A 19,125-nucleotide genomic window follows, 5' to 3' on the forward strand; every position below is an offset into this window, starting at 1 on the left:
AGGGGAACCTCCTTGTCGACCCTGCGCACGCCCACCGGTGCCGGTGGGCTCACTTCGGCACGCCCGCAGACCGCCCGCATCCTCTTCTTCGCCTTCCTCGGCACGCTTTTCGACGGCGCCGAGCTCAACCTCGTCGGCTACCCACTGTCCTATTTGGCCGAGAGCTTCCACGTCAGCACCATCCAGATCGTGCAGGTCGCGACGCTGCAGGGGTTCGCCTCGATCGCGGGCGGGATCCTGTGCGGCTGGCTCGGCGACCTCTACGGCAGGCGGTGGACCTACACCGGGTCCGTGCTCGCGTTCGGCGTCGCCGCGCTGCTCGGCGGGCTCGCCCCGAACTACTTCCTGTTCCTGCTGACCCGGTTGCTCGCGGGCGTCGGGATGGGCGGGCTGTTCGGGCTGTCGTTCTCGATGTTCGCCGAGTGCTGGAAGACGCGCAAGCGCGGCATGATGGGCGGCTCGATCCAGGCGATGTACTTCGTCGGCCAGATCCTGACCGAGGGCGTGGTCTACGCCTGCCTCGTCGCGTTCGGCGAGGACCGCGGCTGGCGCACCGGGTACGTCCTGATCGGACTCGCGACGCTGGTGATCGGCGTGGCGTCGGCCGTGCTGCTGCCGGAATCCGAGCAGTGGCTGCTCTACCAGCGCGAGCTGAAGGCCGGACGCGTGCCGGAAGAGCTGCGGCGCACCAAGGTCCCGTTGTTCGACGTGTTCCGCGGCGGCTACGCGTGGGGCACGATCGTGTTCATGGCGCTGGCGACGGCGTTGTTCCTGACGACGAACTCGCTCATCTCGTACCTGTCGACGTTCCTGATCAAGGTGGAGAAGGTACCACTGGGCACCGCGAGCCTGATCGTCCTCTTGGGACTGGTCGTCACCGGGATCACCTACCCCCTCACCGGAATCCTGTCCGACGTCCTCAAGCGCAAGTGGGCGATGTTCGCGTCGGCGGTGTTCGGGATCCTCGGGTTCGGCTGGTTCCTCAGCCTCGTCGTGAGCGGCTCGGCGAAGATCGGCACGGACTTCTGGGCGTACCCGACGTTCTGGGCGCTGATGATGTGCGCCGGCGGCAGCGGCGGGTTCGGCGTGCTGGGCATCTGGATGGCCGAGTTCTTCCCGACGCGCGTGCGCTCGAGCGGGTCGAACCTCTCCTACTACGCCGGACGCGGGTTCGGCGCCGGGCTGTTCCCGCTGGTGGCGCTGTCGCTGGCGGGCACGGTGCCGCTCGCGCTGGCGCTCGGCATCGTCGGCCCGGTCGCCGCCGCGGTCCTCGCGATCACGGCGCCGGACAAGACCGGACGGCGCATCGAGGCGATCGAATGACCACGCTGGTCGTCGCGATCACGGGGGCCAGCGGCGCGTGCTACGGCGTGCGGATCCTGGAGCTGCTGGCCCACCGGCCGGACGTCGAGGTCCACCTGGTCATGTCGAAGGCGGGCGCGGTGACCGTCCGCCACGAGTGCGGGCTTTCCCCTTCGGACCTGGGAAAGCTCGCGGCGGTGCACCACCGGCCGGGCGAGATCGGCGCGTCCATCGCGTCGGGCTCGTTCCCGGTGGACGCGATGCTGGTGGCGCCGTGCTCGGTCAAGACGTTGTCGGCGATCGCGTGGAGCTACACCGACGACCTGGTCAGCCGCGCGGCGGACGTGTGCCTCAAGGAGGGGCGCCCGCTGCTGCTGATGGTCCGCGAAACACCGTTGCACGTAGGGCATTTGCGATCGATGACGGCGGCCGCCGAAGCGGGCGCGATCATCGCCCCACCGGTCCCGGCGTTCTACCCGCACCCGGCAACGGTGGACGACTTGGTGGACCACACGGCCCGGCGGGCGTTGGCCCGCGTCGGGGTCACCGACCTGGCGCCGCCGGCGTGGGAGGGGAAGCTCGACCGAGTTCCGTGAGCAGCGCCCGGATCGCCGGGCTGGCGTCGGCACTTCGCCGCCACGCCGCATGAACCTCCCGCTTCGGCTGCCGGTGCAACGGACGAGCCACCAGACCGTCCCCCAGCGGCGGCCGGGCCAGTCTCGGGACCAACGCGATCACCTCCCCCGACGCGACCAGCGCCAGCTGCGTCGCGAAGTCGTCGACCAGGTGACGCACGTCCGGCTCCTCCGGCGCGTCCGCGAACAGGCGGCGGAACCATTGGTGGCACACGGTTCCCGGTGGGCTGGTCACCCACGCGTGCCCCGCGAGGTCGAGGCGGCCGAGCGGCGCGGCGGCCGACGCCAGCGGGTGCGCGCGGCTCAGCACCACGTCACCGACGTCGGTGTGCACCAGAAGCTGCGTCATCGACGGCGGCAGCGGGGCCGGCAGCCCGTCGGCGTCGTGGACGAGCGCGAGGTCGGCCGTTCCCGCGTCCACGCTGCGCAACGCCTCGTCGGGGTCCTGTTCGGTGATCTGCACGCGCAGGTCCGGGCAGCGCTCCGCCAGTCCCCGCAGCACCGGGGCGAGCAGGCCGCGGATCGCCGTCGAGAACGCCACCACCCGGAGCGTGCCGCGCGGCGCTCCTTCCGAGACCGACTGGGCCGCCTCGGCACAGCGCTCCAACGCCTGGAAGACCGACGGCGCCGCGTCGACGATCGCCTGGCCGGCCGGGGTCAGCACCACCCCGCGCCCCGCCGGCGCCAGCACCGGCACGCCGACCTGCCGCTCCAGCCGCTTGAGCTGCTGCGACACCGCCGACGCCGTGAACCCCAGCTCGTCTGCCGCGCGGGCCAGCGTGCCGAGCGCCGCCACCGACCGCAACGCGCGCAGCGCGCCCACCTCGATCATCAAGCCAGGCTACGCAATACCGGCAAGAAACCGTCACTGGACCGCAGCATTCAAGCCGGGCACGGTCGACGGCATGACCGACTTCGGCGCCAACCTCGTCGCGATGGTGACCCCCATGGAGCCCGGCGGGGCGCTCAGCGAACCCGGCCTCGCCAGCCTCGTCGACCACCTGCTCGCCACCGGGTGCGACGGACTCGTCGTGGGCGGGACGACCGGCGAGTCCCCCACCCTGACCGAGCCCGAAGCCGCCGGGCTCGTCCGGAACGTCGCGGCGCGAACCGGCGGCCGCGCCCGGGTGATCGCCGGCGTCGGCACGTACGACACGGCCGCGAGCGTCCGCCGGGCCCGCGACGCCGAGGCGGCCGGCGCGGACGGGCTCCTGCTCGTCTGCCCCTACTACTCCCGGCCGACGCAGGCCGGCGTCGTGGCCCACTGCCTCGCGGTGGCCGGCGCGACCGACCTGCCGGTGATGCTCTACGACGTCCCGGCGCGCGCGGGCATCGCGATGACGCCGTCGACGCTGGCCGAACTCGCCGCGCACCCCCGGATCCGGGCGGTCAAGGACGCGAAGGGCGACCTGTTCGAGGCGACGACGGTGATGGCGGCCACGGGACTGGCGTACTACTGCGGCATCGACGAGCTGAACCTGCCGTACCTGGCGTGCGGCGCGGCGGGCGTGGTCAGCGTGGTGGGCAACGTGGTGGCGGACCGCACGGCGGCCCTGATCGCGGCGGTCGGCCGTGGCGACCTGGAGTCGGCGCGGGCGATCAACCGGTCGTTGATCCCGCTGGTGGAGGCCATCATGCGGGCCGGCCCCGGGACGACGGCGGCCAAGGCGGCGCTGGTCGAGCTGGGCGTCATCCCGCACGCGGCGGTCCGGCTCCCCCTGGTCGAAGCAGGCGGTAGACCGACACACGCAACCCCTAAACCGTCCAACCAGTAAAGCTTGCCCGATTTCGGGCAAGAACTTGGAACCCGCGACACCCGCAGGGCATGATGGCCGACGTGGCAGAGACCGACATCGTCGAGCGCGTGGCCGCGTCCACCGGGCTGGCGCCGGGGGTCGCCGCCCGCGTCGTCGACGACGTCCTCGCCTACTACCGGACGCCCACCGAGGGCTACGTCCGCCGGCGGCACGCCGAGCTGCAGGCCGAGGGCCGGAAGAACCCCGAGATCTTCCCGCTCATCGCCGCCGAGCTGCGCGGCCGGCTGGTGGCCGCACCCGACCTGTCCGAGCGCCAGCTGCGGCGCATCGTCTACGGCTGAAAGAAGGTTCGCCATGTGCGGGATCGTCGGCTACATCGGCGGCCAGAACGCCGCCCCCATCCTCCTCGAGGGCCTGACCCGGCTCGAGTACCGCGGGTACGACTCCGCGGGCATCGCCGTCCTCGGCGCCAAGGGCGCCCCGCAGGTCCACCGCGTCGTCGGCCGGGTCCGCAACCTCGCCGCCGCGCTGCCGAAACGACTCGCCGGCAAGGCAGGCATCGGCCACACGCGCTGGGCGACGCACGGGCCGGCGTCGGAGGCCAACGCGCACCCGCACACGTCCGAAGACGGCCGGATCAGCGTCGTCCACAACGGCATCATCGACAACGCCGACGCCCTGCGCGCCCAGCTCGCCGACGCCGGCGTCACCCTCACCTCCGAGACCGACACCGAGGTCCTCGCCCACCTGATCGCGCGCTCGGCCGCCGAAACGCTCGAAGACGCCGTGGTCGAGGCCGTCTCGCGGATCACCGGCACGTACGCGATCGCCGTCGCCGACAGCGAACACCCGGACCGGTTGGTGATCGCGCGCAACGGCTCGCCGCTGATCATCGGCGTCGGCGAGCGCGAGATGTTCGTCGCCAGCGACCTCGCTGCGCTGGTCCGGCACACCTCGCAGGTCGCGCACCTCGACGACGGCGAGTTCGCCACGGTCTTCGCCACCGGCTACCGGACTTTCACCGTCGACGAGAGCGACACCACCAAGCCGGCCACCGAGATCGACATCGCCGCCGAAGACCTCGACCTCGGCGGGTTCCCGCACTACATGGTCAAGGAGATTCAGGAGCAGCCCGAATCGGTCGAGCGGATCATCCGCGGCCGGCTCGACGACCGGTTCGGCGTCGCCCGGCTCGACGGGCTCAACCTGACGCCGCGGGAGCTGCGCGGGTTCAGCCGCGTGAAGATCCTCGGCTGCGGTTCCGCCTACTACGTCGGCCAGATCGGCGCGACGATGATCGAGGAGCTGGCCCGGATCCCGGCCGACGCCGAAGCCGCGTCGGAGTTCCGCTACCGCAACCCGATCATCGAAGCGGACACGCTCTACATCGCGGTCAGCCAGTCCGGCGAGACGATCGACACCGCGTTCGCGGTCGAGGAGATCAAGCGCAAGGGCGGCCGGGTGGTCGGCCTGGTCAACGTCGTCGGCTCGACCATCGCCCGCGCCTGCGACGGCGGGGTCTACCTGCACGCCGGCCCCGAGATCGCGGTCGCCTCGACCAAGGCGCTGACGAACATGGCCGTCGGTTTCGCGTTGATCGCGCTGGCACTGGGCCGGGTGCGCGATCTGTCCAATGCGGACGGTCAGCGGATCATCGACGCGATCCGCGCGCTGCCGGGCCAGATCAAGTCCATCCTGGACGACGAGCCCGCGATCGCCGAGCACGCCAAGGCCGCGGCCACCGCGAAGAGCCTGTTCTTCATCGGCCGCGTCCGCGGGTTCCCGGTCGCCCGCGAAGGCGCGCAGAAGTTCAAGGAGATCTCCTACCGCCACGCCGAGGCGTACCAGACGTCCGAGCTGAAGCACGGCCCGCTGGCCCTGATCGACGACACGCTCCCGACAGTCGCGATCGTGCCCGCCGACGAGCTGGCCGGCCGCAACCTGGCGGCGCTGCAGCAGATCAAGGCCCGCGGCGGGTCCGTCCTGGCCGTGACGCACGAGGACGTCGACTTCGGCGAGCTGGACGTCCCGCGGATCGTCGTGCCGCGGACCGAGCCGGAGCTCGACCCGATCCTGCTGACGATCCCGTTGCAGCTGCTCGCCTACCACGCGGCACTGACGCTGGGCTACGACATCGACAAGCCGCGGAACCTCGCCAAGTCCGTCACCGTCGAGTAGTCCTCAGCCGAGGCGGAAGTCGGCCACCCGGATCGGCGACGGCGTCGTTCCGGTGGAGACCTGCTGGTACAGCACGGAAATCACGCCGGTGGCGGCGAGGCGCGAGTCGTCGACGTCGACCTCGCCGAAGGCGTTCAGGTCCGGGGTGTACACCGTCGTCCAGTCGGTCCAGCCGCTCGCCTTCGACGCGGCCACGATCCGGCCGTACGGCATCACGAGGTAAGCGTTGTCCCCGCGGTCGAACACCAGCTTCGTGCGCTGGGTGGACCCGGGCGCGACCGGCACTTCGCGCTTGGTCCAGCTGCCGTCGGCGGCCCGGCTGAGGAAGAACGTCCGGCCGTACTGCTTGCGCTGCGCGGAGTAGTTCGTGACGCACTGGGTGAACCGGCCGGGTACGTAGCTGATCACGACGTGCGGCTGCCCGGCGGAGTCGACGGCCTGGCTCTCCTGGTTCATCAGGCCGTGGTCGACGCCGAGCGGGTCGACCACGGTGCCCGGCGACCCCACCGCCACCGGCGTGCCGCCGGTCGTCGCGACGGCCGCGCCCGCGTTGTTGCGCCAGGTGCGGCCGCGGTCGTCGCTGTAGACGTACCCGGTGTCGTGGTTGGCCAGGCCGCCCGCGTTGCAGAGCACGCCGGAATTGCCTTCGCGCCAAGTGAAAGCGGCGTGCAGCCGGCCACCGGGGCCGTAGGTGATGCCGTGCAGGTACATGTTGCGGGTCGTGCTGGTGACGCCGTTGCCGGAGGTCCACGACCCGGTCGCCGACGTCCACTTCCCGAGCTTGCGCCAGCTGCCGCCGCTGTACTCGGCCAGCTCGTTGACGCCGTTGCCGGACGTGCCGGTCCGGTAGCTCAGCTGCAGCCGCCGCTCCGGCGTGACCGCGAACTGGGGGTAGGTGATCGCGCCGAGGTCGACGCCGTTCAGCGTGCGCTGCACCGGGCCGAAGGCGGCCGGGGTCCAGGCGTGCGAGGCCGGCGCGGACAGCAGGCCCGCGACCGACTCGACGTAGAACACCTGGGTGCCGTGGGTGTCCATGGCCACGTGCAGCCGGCCGTCGTCGGGGGAGACGCCCATCGAGATCACGTTGTGCGAGTCGTCGACGGTCAGCTTGTGCGGCAGCACGGCGGTCTGCCACGCGCCGGTGCCGGCCCGCCGGGCGAGCACGGCGCTGCGGTCGGCGGTGTACCAGGCCGCGTACTGGTAGCCGGCGTAGCTGAAGATCCCGCTCTGCTGGAAGGAGTCGTTGTTCACCAGCCCGTCGTAGGAGACGAAGTACAGCGCGGTGGCGTCGAGCCGGGTGTCCCCGATCTTCGTCGCGGACACGGCCGCGGCCGCCGAAGCGGGCGCGACGGGCAGCAGCGGGAGGACGACGGCCGCCAGCACGCCGAAGATCCGGGAACGCAGCGCCATGACCGCCCCTTCCACGATGTTAACGTGAACAGGGTCACCCTCCCCCGCGCCGTCGTCAACCGACGAACGGGGGTATGTGCTTACGGCTTCCCGGCGAACACCGCGGCCCCGGCGATCTCCTGGCGACGCTGCCGGGCCTGCTTGGGCATGTTCCAGCCGAGCACGCCGACGACCTCGCCACGCCGGTGGTACCGCGCCACGAACCGGCCCGCCGCCACCTCGCCTTCCACAATGGACACTTCGGCGTCCGCGGACAGCGTCCCGTGCACGTGGATGCGCGCGTCGAACTGGTTGGTCCAGAAGTACGGCACCGGCGTGTAGGGGCGATCTTCGCCGAGGATGTTGCCCGCGACGGCGGCCGCCTGCTCGGTCGCGTTCGTCCGGTTCTCCAGGCGCAGCAGCTCGTCGAGGCCTTCGTGGTGCCAGCGGGCCACGTCGCCGGCCGCGTAGATCCCGTCCGCCGCGCGGCAGCGGGAGTCGCACACGACACCGTTGTCGCACAGCACTCCGCTGCCCGCCAGCCACTCCGTCGCCGGGGCCGCGCCGAACGCCACCACGACGACGTCGGCGGGCAGCACCTCATCGGTTTCCAGGCGAACACCGTTGACTCGACCATCTGAAGAGGACAGTCCGGTGACGGCGCTTCCCAGCCGCAGGTCGACACCGCGGCCGATGTGCAGGTCGGCGAGCAGACCCGCGGCCAGCGGCCCGAACTGGTACGCGAGCGGCGCGGGCTGCGGGCCGGCCAGCGTGACCGGCACGCCGAGGCCGCACACGGTGGCCGCGATCTCCGCGCCGAGGACGCCGTCGCCGACGACCACGACCCGCTTGCCCGGCGCCAGGTCCGCGCGCAAGGCCAGCGCGTCGTCGAGCGTGCGCAGCACGTGGACGCCCGCGAGGCCGTCCTGGCCCGGCAGCGTGCGCGGCCGGAGCCCGGTGGCGAGCACGACGGCGTCGGCGGTCAGCGCCCGACCCTGTGCCGTGTGGACGGTCCGTGCACGGGCGTCCAGCCGCACCGCCGGGTCGCCGAGCACGAACTCGGTGTCCAATGCGGACAGTGCGTCGGGAGTGCGCAGGCTCGTTTGCGAAGGTGCCCAGCTCCCGGCGAGGACCTGTTTGGACAGCGGCGGCCGGTCGTACGGGAGGTGCGCCTCGGCGCCCAGCACGGTCACGCGACCGTCGTAGCCCTTGCGGCGCAGGGCTTCCACGGTCGCGAGCCCGGCCGCCGAAGCACCGACGACGAGGACGTTCACGCGTCCTCGCTGACCGAGATCGCGACACCGGGGCAGACGCTCGCCGCCTCCCGGACGGTCGCGTGCAGCTCTTCGCCGGGGGTTTCGTCGAGGAGGATGACGATGCCGTCGTCGTCGCGCTGGTCGAACACGTCCGGCGCGAGCATCACGCAGGTGCCGGCGCCGCAGCACTTTCCTTCGTCCACAGTGACCTTCATGCTTGTTCCTCTCCTGGGTTGCGGGGTGTCACGGGAGCGAGCCAGAGGCCGACGAGGGCGTCGGTGAGGCCGGTGGCGGCTTCACGCCAGTTGGCTCGCGGGGTGTCATCGCCTTCGGCGAGCGCGCGTTCGCGCTCGGCCATCGTGTGGATCAGCAGCTGACGGGTCATGGCGTTGCGTTCGGCGCGGACGTCGGCGGGCAGCTCGGGCAGGCACCGGCTGAGCCCCTCGACGGTCCGCGCCAGCGCCGGCGACGAAAGCGTCTCGACGGCGACGGCCGACCGCAGTGACGGCTCGGTCATCACCTGCGCGGTGAACCGGGCGAACCAGCTCGGCGTGCCCGCCCGCGCCAGGTACTCGGTCGACGGGTGGACCAGGCACCGGACCCAGTCGCGCAGGTCCGCGCCGTCGCCGAGGTCGGCGAGCATGCGCGCCCGGAGCTCTTCGACCGCCGCGGAGTGCCGGCGGGCGATGGCCCGGACGAGGTCGGCGCGGGTGCCGAAGTGGTAGCCGACGGCGGTGTTGTTGCCCTGCCCGGCGGCCTCGCTGATCTGCCGGTTGGACACGGCGAGCACGCCGTGTTCGGCGTAGAGCCGTTCCGCCGCGGTCAGGATCGCCTCCCGCGTCGCGAAGGCCCGGTCGACCGCGGTCACCACCGGACGGGCAGTTCCCGCAGCCCGCCGACGGCGAGCCCTTCGACGCGGCGCAGTTCGTCGGCGGGGACGGCGAGCTCGAGCGACGGCAGCTTGCGCAGCAGGACTTCCAGCGTCACCTGCAGTTCGGTGCGCGCCAAGGGTTGCCCGAGGCAGGCGTGCGCGCCGGCGCCGAACGCGAGGTGCGGGTTCGGGCTGCGGCCGAGGTCCATTTCGGACGCGTTCTCGAACGCGGTCTCGTCGCGGTTCGCGGCGGCCATGCTGCACATCGCGGTCGTGCCGCCGGGCAGGACGGTGCCGGCCACCTCGAAGTCGTCGGAGAGGTAGCGGGACATGCCGACACCGGCGTTCGCGTCGAAGCGCAGGGACTCCTCGACGGCGGTGCGCACGAGCGCCGGGTCGGCCAGCAGCCGCTCCCACCGGGTCCGGTCGGCGAGCAGCATCGCGACCATCTTGGCGATCATGTTCGCGGTGGTCTCGTGGCCGGCGATCAGCAGGCCGATGCCGGTGGCGACCAGCATCGCGTCGGGCCACCCTTCGGGCAGCAGCGCGCTGAGGATGTCGTCGCCGGGCTCGGCCCGCTTTTCGGCGATGAGCCCGCCCATGTACCGGCCGAACTCCTGCTGCGCGGCGTCGAACTCGGCCTGGGTGTAGCGGGTCATGCTGAGCATCACGTCGGACCAGTGCGCGAAGCGGTCGCGGTCGGAGTCGGGCACGCCGAGCATGTCGCAGATGACCCAGACGGGCAGCGGGAAGGCGAGCCCGGCCTTGAGGTCCCCGGGCGCGCCCTTCGCGACGAGGTCGTCGATGAGCTGCTCGGCCATCGCGGCCATCCCGGGCCGCAGCGCGTTCATCCGCTTGGCGGTGAACCACTTCCCGATCGTGCGGCGCCAGGTGAGGTGCCCTTCGCCGTGCTGCGGGAGGACGGTCGCCATCTCGCTGTTGAAGACGCCGCCGGACTCGGTGTCGGCGACGCGGGCGGCGTTGTCGGCGGGCGTGGGCCGGGTCCACCGCGGGTCGGACAGCACGTTCTTGACGTCGGCGTAGCGGGTGATCAGCGCGGCTTCGTCCCCGCTGGCCAGCTGCACGGGCGCGACCGGGCACTTCGTCCGGAACTCGGCCCACTCCGCGGGCGGCGCGAGCGCGGTCCCGGCGACGAACGGGAAGCGCGGCAGCTCGGTGTGGCTTTGCGTCATGGCGGTCTCCTCGTTGGTGAATGACCCCTACGACGAGCATGGCGACGATCCATGATTACGTCAAGCGCTTGACTTAATTGGCCGGGCCCAAGCGCCCCAATGTGGCCTTCGGTGCGTCAGACGCACCCAAGGCGGCCTTCGGTGCGCGAGACGCAACCAAGGCCACATTGGGGCGCTTTACTCGCGCTCGACCTTGCGCAGGCCGCCCTCGGGGGTCCACCACTCGACGACCAGCAGCGTCGCCTGCTCGTTCAGGTGCGTGTGGACCACTTCGGCGACGTCCACGCGGAACCGCTCCCCGTCGTCGATGGCGCGGCCGGAGATCTTCGCCTCCCCCGGCCAGTCGGCTTCGGCACCGTCGACCGGGTCGACCGTCGCGCTGTGCAACGCCACCCGCGGGTCCCGCCGCAGGTCGGCGCCCTTGCGCGCGTTCGGCATCGACCCGAACGTCAGCTCGCCGTCGTCGAACTTCATTTCGATGCCCGAGATCCGGGGCGAGCCGTCGGCCCGGAGGGTCGCCATCGTCTTGTGCTTGCGCGCGTCGAACAACGTCCGCACGCGCTGGGCGAACTCGGGTTCCGCCGCTTCGACCTCACGCCACGTCGTCATCCGGTCATGATGGCAGCCACCGCGCGGGCACGGCGACGGGTTTGCGGAACACCAGCCCCGACGGCGCCGCCGGCTCGGCCAGCGCGATCCCGGGCAGCCGGTCGAGCACCGTCTCCACGGCGATCCGCGTCTCCAGCCGGGCGAGGTCGGCGCCGAGGCAGAAGTGCGGCCCGTGCGCGAACGCCAGCTGTTTGCGCAGGTCCGGACGGCTCGGGTCGAAGACGTCCGGGTTCTCGAACACCGCCGGATCGCGGTTGGCGGCCGTGAGCGACACGGTCACGAGGTCGCCCCGCGCGATCGACGCCCCCGCCAGCGAAACGTCGCGGGTGGCGTACCGGTCGACCACCGCCGCCGCGGGTTCCAGGCGCAGCGACTCCTCGATCGCGGCCGGGACGAGCGCGCGGTCCGCCCGCACGGCCTCGAGTTGCGCGGGTTCGCGCAGCAGGTGCAGCAGGAGGTTGGCGATCATGCCCTCGGTCGTCTCGATGCCGCCGAACATCAGCACCGCCGCGTTCGACACCACCTCCGGCAGCTCCAGCGCCGTGGCCGCCTCGGTGAGCAGCGAAGGCCGGCCGACCGTGCCCTCGATGTGCGCACGCAGTTCGCCGAACGCCTCCGCGCCACGGGAACCCGGCGAGCGACCGGCCGAGATGTCGTCCACAGTGGACACGATCGCGTCGTACCAGGCCAGCACCCGCGCGGTGTCGGTGCCGTCCAGGCCCAGCGCGTCGGCCACCACCGCGACCGACAGCGGACCGGCCAGCGCCCGCCGCAACTCCGCCCGGCCGTCGGCGGCGAACCCGTCGACCAGCCGGGCGCATTCGGCGCGGACGAACCCTTCGAACCGGTCTTCGATCTCCCGCGGCCGGAAGTGCCGGGCGAACGGCGACCGGTGCCGGGTGTGCGCACCCGCGTCGAGCGAGAGCATCGACGGGCCGACGACCTGCGCGGTCGAGAAGCGCGGGTCGTCCACGGTGAAGGTCGCCGCGTCGCGCATGACCTGCAGCGCGAGGTCGTACCGGGTGACGAGCCAGCCGGTCAGCTCGGGCCGCCAGGCCACCGGCTCGGTCTCGCGGAGCCGGGCCAGCAGGGGGTACGGGTCGGTCGTGAGCTGTTCGATCGTCATGCGCGCAGCCCCGCGATCAGCAGCCCGACCAGCCGGCGGGCGTCGTAGTCCGGGTTGCCGTCCTCGGCGCCGATGCACAGGTTGCCCACCCCGCGCATCAGCTCCAGCGGGCGCACCTTCGCGGTCAGCTCGGCGGCTTCGAGCAGCTGCGCACATACCGGGACCAGGCGATCGAGGAAGTAGGCGTGCAGCGAGGCGAAGCCGTCACCCTGCAGCACCCCCGCGAGCCCGTGCTTGGTCACCAGGAAGTCGACGAACAGGTCGATCCACTCCGCCAGCGCCGCGTGCGGCGAAGACGCCGTCTCGAGCAGCGCGGGACCCGCGTCGGCGCAGGCCTCCACCTGGTGCCGGTAGACCGCGACGATGAGGTCGGCCCGCGTCGGGAAGTGGCGGTAGATCGTGCCCATCCCGACGCCGGCCTTCGCCGCGATGTCCCGCACCGGCGCGTCCACCCCCGACGCGACGAAGACCGCGGCCGCCGCGTCGAGCAGCGTCTTCTCGTTGCGCCGGGCGTCCGCGCGCTTGGGTCTGGTCACCACACCTCCCGGGGTTGCTAACCGGAACAATGCTCCGTATCGTTAGCGGAGCAACGTTCCGCTTGCCATCATCTCACGGAGGATTCCCCTCATGCAGTACCGCACCCTGGGCCGCACCGGCGTCCAGGTCAGCAGCCTCGCACTCGGCGCGATGAACTTCGGCGCGATCGGGCGCACCACCCAGGACGAGGCCACCGCCATCGTCGACGCCGCCCTCGAAGGCGGCGTCAACCTCGTCGACACCGCCGACATGTACGGCCAGGGCGAGTCGGAGGTGATGGTCGGCAAGGCGATCAAGAACCGCCGCGACGACCTCGTGCTCGCGACCAAGGCCGCGATGCCGATGGGCGAGGAGCGCAACCACCGCGGCACCTCGCGCCGCTGGATTTTCAAGGCACTGGACGACAGCCTGCGCCGGCTCGACGTCGACCACGTCGACCTCTACCAGATGCACCGCTGGGACCCCGCCACGAGCGACGAGGAAGCGCTTTCCGCGCTGACCGACCTGCAGCGCGCCGGCAAGATCCGCTACTTCGGCTCGTCGACGTTCCCCGCGTACCGGATCGTGCAGGCCCAGTGGGCCGCCCGGGAAAACCGCCTGGGTCGGTACGTCACCGAGCAGCCCAGCTACTCGATCCTGCAACGCGGCATCGAGGCCCACGTGCTCCCGGTGACGCAGGAGTACAGCCTCGGCGTGCTGGCCTGGAGCCCGCTGGCGTCCGGCTGGCTGTCGGGTGCGGTCCGCGCCGGGCGCGAGATCACGACGAACCGCGCCGGCGTCCTGCCCCAGCGATTCGACCTCTCCGACCCGGCCAACCAGGCCCGGCTCGACGCCGTCGAGAAGCTCGTCAAGATCGCCGGCCAAGCGGATCTTTCCCTGATTCAGCTCGCGCTCGGGTTCGTGACCGCGCACCCGGGCGTGACCAGCGCGCTCATCGGCCCGCGCACGCTCGACCACCTCCAGGCGCAGCTCGCGGCGGCCGACACCGTCCTGCCCGCCGACGTCCTCGACGAGATCGACGCCGTCGTCGCGCCCGGGGTCGACCTGGCCGCGCACGAGAAGTTCGACACCCCGCCCGCCCTGCTCGAGAAGTCCCTGCGGAGGCGCTGATGACCAGCTTCGGCATCATGACCGCACCCATGAACGTCGGCTACGACGAGATCCAGCGCGTCTGGCGTGAAGCCGACAAGATCCCGGAGATCGAGCACGCGTGGCTGTTCGACCACCTCATGCCGATCGGCGGCGACCCGGACGGTCCGATCTACGAGGGCTGGACGCTGCTTTCGGCCATGGCCGCGCAGACCGACCGGATCCGGCTCGGCCTGATGGTCACCAGCAACCGCTTCCGGCCGCCGGCGGTGCTGGCGAAGATCGCGACCACAGTGGACGTCGTGTCCGGCGGACGGCTCGACTTCGGCATCGGCGCCGGTTCCCGCCCGAGCCATCCCCTGGCCCGCCGGGAATACGACGGTCACGGCCTGCCGTACCACACCCAGGACGACGCCGTCGCCGCGCTCGCCGAGGCGTGCACGGTCATCCGTCGCTTGTGGACGGAAGACGCACCGTTCGACTTCGACGGCGAGTACGTCAAGCTGAAGGGCGCCTTCGGCAACCCGAAGCCCGTGCAGCGGCCGCACCCGCCGATCATGATCGGCGGCCGGGCGAGCGCGACGCTGCGGGTGGTCGCCGAGCACGCCGACCAGTGGAACATCCCGGGCGGCGGCGACATCGACGACCTCGCCGGCCGCAGCAGGCTCCTCGACCGCTACTGCGCGGAGATCGGCCGCGACCCGGCTTCGATCCTGCGTTCGATCTTCTTGCCGGTCGACTACGCCAAGCCGGCCGCCACGCGCGAGAAGATCGAAGAGGCCGTCGACGCCGGGTTCGGACACGTCGTGCTCGGCTTGGGCAACCCGTACCCGGACGGCGTCGTCCGGTGGGTCGCCGACGAGCTGATCCGCTGAGCTACTTGTCGGCTCCTTCGTACGTGCCTTGGGTGAACCGGCGCGAGAAGACGAAGTAGACGATCGCGACCGGCAGCGTCATCAGCAGCGCCGCGGCGAGCTTGAGCGGGAACTGGTTGCCCTGGCCCAGCTCTCCGGACACCAGGCTCGCCACGCCGCTGGTCAGCGTGTTCAGCGCCGGGTCCTGCCGCGACACGATGTAGTGCGGCAGCTCGTTCCACGATCCCTGGAACGACAGGATGGTCACGGTGATCAACGCCGGTTTCGACATCGGCAGCACCACCGACCAGAACATCCGGAATGGACCGGCGCCGTCGATCCGGGCGGCTTCCTCGACGCTCACCGGCACGGTGTCGAAGAACTGCTTCATGATGAACACGCCGGTGCCGTCGACCAGCAGCGGGATGATCATCGCCGCGTAGGTGTCGTACATGCCGAGCTGGTTGAGCACCAGGAACTTCGGAATCAGCAGCACGACACTCGGGACGGCGATCACCGCCAGGACGGCTCCGAAGACCGCCCTCCGGCCGCGGAACCTCAGCCGGGACAGGGCGTAGCCGGCGAGGGAGTTGAAGACGACCCGGCCGACGGTGATCGTCACCGAGACGAACACGGAGTTCATGGCCCAGCGCGGGAACTCCTGCTCGGCGAGCGTCCGGAAGACGCTCACGGACCACTGCTGCGGCCACGGCAGGAGCGGGTGCGCCGTGGCGTCGGCGTCGGTCTTGAACGCCGTCGCGAGCTGGATCAGGAAGGGGTAGATGTACAGCGCCGCGACCAGGACGAGGACCGCGTAGCCCAGCCAGCGCCTCTTCATCGGCGCTCCCGCAGGGCCCAGCGCTGCACCAGCGTGAAGGCGACGATCACGACGAACAGGAGGAACGCGATCGCGGCGCCCTGGCCCCACTGGTGGCCGACGAACGACGTCGAGTACGACAGGTAGGCCGGGGTCAGCGTCGTGTTGGCCGGGTTGCCGCGGCTGAGCACGTAGACCTGGTCGAACACCTGCCAGGTGCCGATCAGGCCGAGCGTCAGCACGAGGAAGAGCGTCGGGCGCAGCTGCGGCAGCGTGACGCGCCAGAAGCGTTGCCACGACGTCGCGCCGTCGATCAACGCGGCTTCGTCGACCGACGGCGGCAGGTTCTGCAGTGCCGCGTAGAACATCAGCATGAAGCCGCCGGTGGAGGTCCAGACGACGAGCACGATGATCGAGCACATCGCCACGCTGGGGCCGGAAAGCCAGTCCCACCAGGACAGTCCGAGGAAACCGTGGCCGGCCAGGGCGGACGGCGGGTTCGCCGGGTCGCCGAAGGCGAGGTGGAAGATCCCGCGCGGGTCGGCGAACCAGCTGGGACCGTCCACTCCGAACAGCTTCAGCGCGGCGTTCACCGTGCCGGTGCTGGAGAACAGGAAGAGGAACACGACCGAGATCGCGACCGAGCTGGTGACGGTCGGGAAGTAGAACGCGGTCCGGAAGAACTGGCGCCCCTTGAGCTTCTTCTGGTGCAGGGTCAGCGCGAGGAACAACGCCAGCGCCGTCTGCAGCGGCACGACGAACAGCACGAAGTAGCCGTTGTTGCGGACGCTGGTGGCGAAGTTCTGCCGCGTCAGCCCGGGTTCGGCGAGCAGTGCGGCGTAGTTGTCCCCGCCGACGAAGTGCACGCGGGAGGAGAACGGGCTGCCGTTGCCGGTCCAGTCGCTGACGCTCACCCAGAGCGCCATCAGGATCGGCAGCACCATGAACAGGCCGAGCACGAGCAGCGTCGGGGCGAGGAAGAGCCAGCCGGCCCGGCCGTCGCGCCGGAGGGGGCGGCGGCTCCGGCCGCCCCGCGCGGGCGCGGCGGCCGGAGCGGTCAGGACGGTGCCCATGGCGTCACTGCCCCAGCGCGGCCGCGGTGTTGCGCTGCAGCTGCTGCAGGATCCGCTTCGGGTCGGCGCCCGGCAGCTGCTGCAGCTGGGCGTCGAAGTCGGTCAGCACGGGGTCCATTTTGGTCAGGGTCACGGGCCCGTGCGCGTGCTCGGCACCGGCGACGAACGCGGCCTGCGCGGGGAACTTCTGCTCGTACTGCGTCCGCACGGACTGCCGCGACGGGATCACGCCGAACGCCTCGGCGAACGCAAGCTGCTGCTGCGGTTGCATGAACGAGTCGACGAGCTGCTTGGCCTGCTCCTGGAACTTGCTCTTGGCGGCGATGCCCCAGCACTGCGTGAACGACAGCGTCCCGGGCCCGGCCGGCCCGGCGGGCAGCGCGACGACGCGGTACTTGACGTTCGGGTAGTCCTTCTTCATGCCGCCGGCCATCCAGTTGCCGTCGATGCTCATCGACGCCTTGTGCTGGCCGAACGCCTCGCCGGAGTCCCCCGCGCCGATCTGCTTCGGGTACTTGGCCGCCCCGGACGCGAGCAGGTCGCGGACGTAGGTCAGGGCCTGGAGGTTCTGCGGCGTGTCGGCGGTGGCCGTCTTCTGGTCGGCGTCGACGGCCCAGCCGCCGGCCTGGACGAGGAAGGCGCCGATGCGGTCGCGGGTGTCGTTGAAGACGAGCCCGGTGCGGCCGCCGGTGGTCAGCTTCTGCGCGACGGTCTTGAGTTGGTCCCACGTCTTGGGGACGTCGTTGTCGGTGAGGCCGGCGGCGGCCCAGTCGTCGGTGTTGATCGCCAGGGCGAGGGTCGAGAAGTCCTTAGGAGCACAGTAGAGCTTGCCGTCCTTGGTGAACGTCGTGCGCAGCGTCGGGTAGATGTCGTCCTTGTAGGACAGACCGTCGCCGTACGGGAGCATTTCGTCGGCGTAGCCCTGGAACTTGGTGGCGTCGACGGCGAAGACGTCCGGCGGGCTGCCCGCGGCGAACCCCTGGCTGAGCTGCTGCGCGAGGTCGTTGGCGCTGACGACCTCGGCTTTCGATCCTTCGGGGTGCCACGCGGCCGCGGCGTCCTGCATGGCCTTGAGCTCGGCGCCCCCGCTCGCGGCGATCATCACCTTGAGCGTGGCGGGCCCGGCCTGCTGGGTGGCGGGCCGGGACGAGTCGTCGAAGCCACTGCCGCAGGCGGAAAGCGGGAGCAGCAGGCCGGCCGCCGCGAAGGCGGCCACGGTTCGGCGGGGAAGCATCGATCCTCCTTGATCGCGCGGGGACTCAGGTGGTGCGGAGCACGAGGTGCGGGGTGAAGAGGGTGGTCGCGGGCTCGGGTTCGCCCCGCAGGATGGTCCGCAGCTGCCGCACGCATTCGGCGGCGACGTCGGCGATGGGCTGGGCCACGCTGCTCAAGCCCAGGACGGCGGCGGTGGGGGTGTCGTCGAAGCCGATGACGGACGCGTCGGCCCCGGGGCGGATCCCGCGGTCCCGGAGTTCGGCGGTGACGCCGAGGGCCAGCGAGTCGCTGGCGCAGACGAAGGCGGTCGGCGTGCCGCTGCCGGCGGGGTGTGCGGCGCGGCCCCCACCACCCGGGGTCGCCGCGCGCGTCGCGAATGACTCATTCGGGACGCCGGAGGTCGCGAATGAGTCATTCGCGACGCCGCCGTCACCGCTCTCGGCCGCCCCACCCGCGTCCAGCAGCCTCGCGGCGGCCGAGCGGCCGCCCTCCACGCCGTCGAACACCGCGGCCTGCGGGCCCTCCCCCAACCCGGCCGCGGCCAGGCCCGCCGCCCAGCCCGCGCGGCGGTCGTCGCCGCTGCCCGAGCCCTCCGGCCACCCCACGAACGCGATCCGCCGATGCCCCTGGCGGATCAGGTGATCGGTCGCCAACCGGGTTCCCGCGGCGCCGTCGACGTCGACCCACGGGTGCGTGTCCTCCGCGCCCCACGGCCGGCCGAACGTGACGAACGGCAGCTCGCGCTCGAGCAGCCAGCGGGTGCGCAGGTCGTCGTGGTGGGTGTTGGTCAGCACGAACCCGTCGATCCCGACCGACGCGATCAGGTCGGCGTACGCGCGGGTCTCGGCCTCGTCGTCGGCCGCGGTGAACAGCATGATCCGGTGGTCGTAGCGCTCGGCGGTCGCGGTCAGCGAGTGCAGGAACTGGTCGAGCACGACGCCGCTCACGCCGTTGCCCGACGGCGGGATGCACAGCCCGATGATCTGCGACCGCGTCGTGCGCATCTGCCGCGCCGCGGTGTTCGGGCGGTAGCCGAGCCGTTCGATGGCGGCCAGCACGCGCTCGCGCGTCTCCGGGCTCACCACCTCGGGCGAGTTGATCACGTTGGACACGGTCTGGCGCGACACCGCGGCCGCTTCCGCCACCGAGTTCAGCGTGGGCCGGCCCATGTCGTCGCCTCCGGTTTGAACGTTCAACTGGCGGCAACTCTGAACCCGCAGCGCT

20 protein-coding genes are annotated in these 19,125 nt (G+C 71.5%); 7 read left to right on the top strand and 13 right to left on the bottom strand.

What is annotated here, in order from left to right; all coding sequences use genetic code 11:
* The first annotated feature begins 12 nt into the window (after window positions 1–12).
* Window positions 13–1,323, top strand: coding sequence for an MFS transporter (locus tag ACIQWX_RS30920; protein WP_400878430.1), 1,311 nt, complete (start codon window positions 13–15; stop codon window positions 1,321–1,323).
* On the top strand, window positions 1,320–1,898 hold the full coding sequence (locus tag ACIQWX_RS30925; protein ID WP_400878432.1) for a UbiX family flavin prenyltransferase: 579 nt from the start codon (window positions 1,320–1,322) through the stop codon (window positions 1,896–1,898). Before ACIQWX_RS30920 ends, ACIQWX_RS30925 begins: the two co-directional genes overlap by 4 nt.
* On the opposite strand, the gene ACIQWX_RS30930 is transcribed toward ACIQWX_RS30925, so the two are convergent.
* Window positions 1,846–2,769 carry a LysR family transcriptional regulator gene (locus tag ACIQWX_RS30930; protein ID WP_400878435.1) on the bottom strand — a complete coding sequence of 308 codons (924 nt, stop codon included), beginning with the start codon at window positions 2,767–2,769 and terminating at the stop codon, window positions 1,846–1,848. The two genes, ACIQWX_RS30925 and ACIQWX_RS30930, sit on opposite strands and share 53 nt — an antisense overlap.
* Window positions 2,770–2,842: 73 nt before the next feature.
* Here ACIQWX_RS30930 and dapA point away from each other — a divergent pair, with 73 nt between their 5' ends.
* From dapA to glmS, 3 genes are read left to right on the top strand one after another with little or no spacing between them, the layout of a single operon-like run.
* Window positions 2,843–3,712, top strand: coding sequence for a 4-hydroxy-tetrahydrodipicolinate synthase (gene dapA / locus ACIQWX_RS30935; protein ID WP_400878438.1), 870 nt, complete (start codon window positions 2,843–2,845; stop codon window positions 3,710–3,712).
* Between the two features lie 50 nt (window positions 3,713–3,762).
* Entirely contained in the window at window positions 3,763–4,035 is a 273-nt protein-coding gene (locus ACIQWX_RS30940) for a hypothetical protein (RefSeq protein ID WP_400878441.1), read from the top strand.
* 13 nt (window positions 4,036–4,048) lie between these two features.
* On the top strand, window positions 4,049–5,872 hold the full coding sequence (gene glmS / locus ACIQWX_RS30945; RefSeq protein WP_400878444.1) for a glutamine--fructose-6-phosphate transaminase (isomerizing): 1,824 nt from the start codon (window positions 4,049–4,051) through the stop codon (window positions 5,870–5,872).
* A 3-nt stretch (window positions 5,873–5,875) separates the two neighbouring features.
* Here glmS and ACIQWX_RS30950 read toward each other — a convergent pair whose 3' ends face one another.
* The 8 genes from ACIQWX_RS30950 to ACIQWX_RS30985 form a co-directional block, all read right to left on the bottom strand.
* Entirely contained in the window at window positions 5,876–7,282 is a 1,407-nt protein-coding gene (locus ACIQWX_RS30950; RefSeq protein WP_400878446.1) for a BNR repeat-containing protein, read from the bottom strand.
* Between the two features lie 80 nt (window positions 7,283–7,362).
* The gene (locus tag ACIQWX_RS30955) at window positions 7,363–8,535 is read right to left on the bottom strand and encodes an NAD(P)/FAD-dependent oxidoreductase (protein WP_400878449.1); all 1,173 of its coding nucleotides are present in this window, start codon (window positions 8,533–8,535) and stop codon (window positions 7,363–7,365) included.
* On the bottom strand, window positions 8,532–8,732 hold the full coding sequence (locus ACIQWX_RS30960) for a ferredoxin (protein WP_372664516.1): 201 nt from the start codon (window positions 8,730–8,732) through the stop codon (window positions 8,532–8,534). Before ACIQWX_RS30960 ends, ACIQWX_RS30955 begins: the two co-directional genes overlap by 4 nt.
* The gene (locus ACIQWX_RS30965) at window positions 8,729–9,388 is read right to left on the bottom strand and encodes a TetR/AcrR family transcriptional regulator (RefSeq protein ID WP_400878452.1); all 660 of its coding nucleotides are present in this window, start codon (window positions 9,386–9,388) and stop codon (window positions 8,729–8,731) included. The genes ACIQWX_RS30960 and ACIQWX_RS30965 overlap by 4 nt, the downstream gene beginning before the upstream one ends.
* Window positions 9,382–10,581, bottom strand: coding sequence for a cytochrome P450 (locus tag ACIQWX_RS30970; RefSeq protein ID WP_400878455.1), 1,200 nt, complete (start codon window positions 10,579–10,581; stop codon window positions 9,382–9,384). Before ACIQWX_RS30970 ends, ACIQWX_RS30965 begins: the two co-directional genes overlap by 7 nt.
* Before the next feature lie 177 nt (window positions 10,582–10,758).
* The gene (locus tag ACIQWX_RS30975) at window positions 10,759–11,190 is read right to left on the bottom strand and encodes a pyridoxamine 5'-phosphate oxidase family protein (protein WP_400878458.1); all 432 of its coding nucleotides are present in this window, start codon (window positions 11,188–11,190) and stop codon (window positions 10,759–10,761) included.
* 4 nt (window positions 11,191–11,194) lie between these two features.
* A complete protein-coding gene (locus ACIQWX_RS30980; RefSeq protein ID WP_400878460.1) occupies window positions 11,195–12,316 on the bottom strand; it encodes a cytochrome P450 in 1,122 nt (373 codons plus the stop codon).
* Window positions 12,313–12,852: a TetR/AcrR family transcriptional regulator gene (locus ACIQWX_RS30985; RefSeq protein WP_400878463.1), complete on the bottom strand. Its 540-nt coding sequence runs from the start codon at window positions 12,850–12,852 to the stop codon at window positions 12,313–12,315. Before ACIQWX_RS30985 ends, ACIQWX_RS30980 begins: the two co-directional genes overlap by 4 nt.
* 91 nt (window positions 12,853–12,943) lie before the next feature.
* Here ACIQWX_RS30985 and ACIQWX_RS30990 point away from each other — a divergent pair, with 91 nt between their 5' ends.
* Window positions 12,944–13,963, top strand: a complete 1,020-nt coding sequence (locus ACIQWX_RS30990) for an aldo/keto reductase (protein WP_400878466.1) — start codon at window positions 12,944–12,946, stop codon at window positions 13,961–13,963.
* Window positions 13,963–14,817, top strand: a complete 855-nt coding sequence (locus ACIQWX_RS30995; RefSeq protein WP_400878469.1) for an LLM class flavin-dependent oxidoreductase — start codon at window positions 13,963–13,965, stop codon at window positions 14,815–14,817. The genes ACIQWX_RS30990 and ACIQWX_RS30995 overlap by 1 nt, the downstream gene beginning before the upstream one ends.
* Before the next feature lies 1 nt (window position 14,818).
* Here the strand turns inward: ACIQWX_RS30995 and ACIQWX_RS31000 are convergent, their stop codons facing one another.
* Genes ACIQWX_RS31000 through ACIQWX_RS31015 form a run of 4 tightly spaced genes read right to left on the bottom strand, consistent with a single transcriptional unit; the run spans window position 14,819 to window position 19,070 of the window.
* Window positions 14,819–15,634: a carbohydrate ABC transporter permease gene (locus ACIQWX_RS31000; protein WP_400878472.1), complete on the bottom strand. Its 816-nt coding sequence runs from the start codon at window positions 15,632–15,634 to the stop codon at window positions 14,819–14,821.
* Entirely contained in the window at window positions 15,631–16,686 is a 1,056-nt protein-coding gene (locus ACIQWX_RS31005; protein WP_400878475.1) for a carbohydrate ABC transporter permease, read from the bottom strand. The genes ACIQWX_RS31000 and ACIQWX_RS31005 overlap by 4 nt, the downstream gene beginning before the upstream one ends.
* Window positions 16,687–16,690: 4 nt before the next feature.
* The gene (locus tag ACIQWX_RS31010; RefSeq protein WP_400878478.1) at window positions 16,691–17,920 is read right to left on the bottom strand and encodes an extracellular solute-binding protein; all 1,230 of its coding nucleotides are present in this window, start codon (window positions 17,918–17,920) and stop codon (window positions 16,691–16,693) included.
* A gap of 25 nt (window positions 17,921–17,945) precedes the next feature.
* Window positions 17,946–19,070: a LacI family DNA-binding transcriptional regulator gene (locus ACIQWX_RS31015; protein WP_400878481.1), complete on the bottom strand. Its 1,125-nt coding sequence runs from the start codon at window positions 19,068–19,070 to the stop codon at window positions 17,946–17,948.
* Window positions 19,071–19,125 lie beyond the last annotated feature (55 nt).

Source organism: Amycolatopsis sp. NPDC098790 (genome assembly GCF_044759945.1).
Lineage (GTDB): Bacteria > Actinomycetota > Actinomycetes > Mycobacteriales > Pseudonocardiaceae > Amycolatopsis.

What these genes read in the sequence shown, in the direction of transcription:
- ACIQWX_RS30970 (WP_400878455.1), bottom strand. Translation starts at nt 10,581, where the DNA reads ATGACGCAAAGCCACACCGAGCTGCCGCGCTTCCCGTTCGTCGCCGGG.
- ACIQWX_RS30995 (WP_400878469.1), top strand. Translation starts at nt 13,963, where the DNA reads ATGACCAGCTTCGGCATCATGACCGCACCCATGAACGTCGGCTACGAC.
- ACIQWX_RS30990 (WP_400878466.1), top strand. Translation starts at nt 12,944, where the DNA reads ATGCAGTACCGCACCCTGGGCCGCACCGGCGTCCAGGTCAGCAGCCTC.
- dapA (WP_400878438.1), top strand. Translation starts at nt 2,843, where the DNA reads ATGACCGACTTCGGCGCCAACCTCGTCGCGATGGTGACCCCCATGGAG.
- ACIQWX_RS30930 (WP_400878435.1), bottom strand. Translation starts at nt 2,769, where the DNA reads ATGATCGAGGTGGGCGCGCTGCGCGCGTTGCGGTCGGTGGCGGCGCTC.
- ACIQWX_RS30960 (WP_372664516.1), bottom strand. Translation starts at nt 8,732, where the DNA reads ATGAAGGTCACTGTGGACGAAGGAAAGTGCTGCGGCGCCGGCACCTGC.
- ACIQWX_RS30940 (WP_400878441.1), top strand. Translation starts at nt 3,763, where the DNA reads ATGATGGCCGACGTGGCAGAGACCGACATCGTCGAGCGCGTGGCCGCG.
- ACIQWX_RS31010 (WP_400878478.1), bottom strand. Translation starts at nt 17,920, where the DNA reads ATGCTTCCCCGCCGAACCGTGGCCGCCTTCGCGGCGGCCGGCCTGCTG.
- ACIQWX_RS30950 (WP_400878446.1), bottom strand. Translation starts at nt 7,282, where the DNA reads ATGGCGCTGCGTTCCCGGATCTTCGGCGTGCTGGCGGCCGTCGTCCTC.
- ACIQWX_RS30925 (WP_400878432.1), top strand. Translation starts at nt 1,320, where the DNA reads ATGACCACGCTGGTCGTCGCGATCACGGGGGCCAGCGGCGCGTGCTAC.
- ACIQWX_RS31000 (WP_400878472.1), bottom strand. Translation starts at nt 15,634, where the DNA reads ATGAAGAGGCGCTGGCTGGGCTACGCGGTCCTCGTCCTGGTCGCGGCG.
- ACIQWX_RS31015 (WP_400878481.1), bottom strand. Translation starts at nt 19,070, where the DNA reads ATGGGCCGGCCCACGCTGAACTCGGTGGCGGAAGCGGCCGCGGTGTCG.
- ACIQWX_RS31005 (WP_400878475.1), bottom strand. Translation starts at nt 16,686, where the DNA reads ATGGGCACCGTCCTGACCGCTCCGGCCGCCGCGCCCGCGCGGGGCGGC.
- ACIQWX_RS30975 (WP_400878458.1), bottom strand. Translation starts at nt 11,190, where the DNA reads ATGACGACGTGGCGTGAGGTCGAAGCGGCGGAACCCGAGTTCGCCCAG.
- glmS (WP_400878444.1), top strand. Translation starts at nt 4,049, where the DNA reads ATGTGCGGGATCGTCGGCTACATCGGCGGCCAGAACGCCGCCCCCATC.
- ACIQWX_RS30980 (WP_400878460.1), bottom strand. Translation starts at nt 12,316, where the DNA reads ATGACGATCGAACAGCTCACGACCGACCCGTACCCCCTGCTGGCCCGG.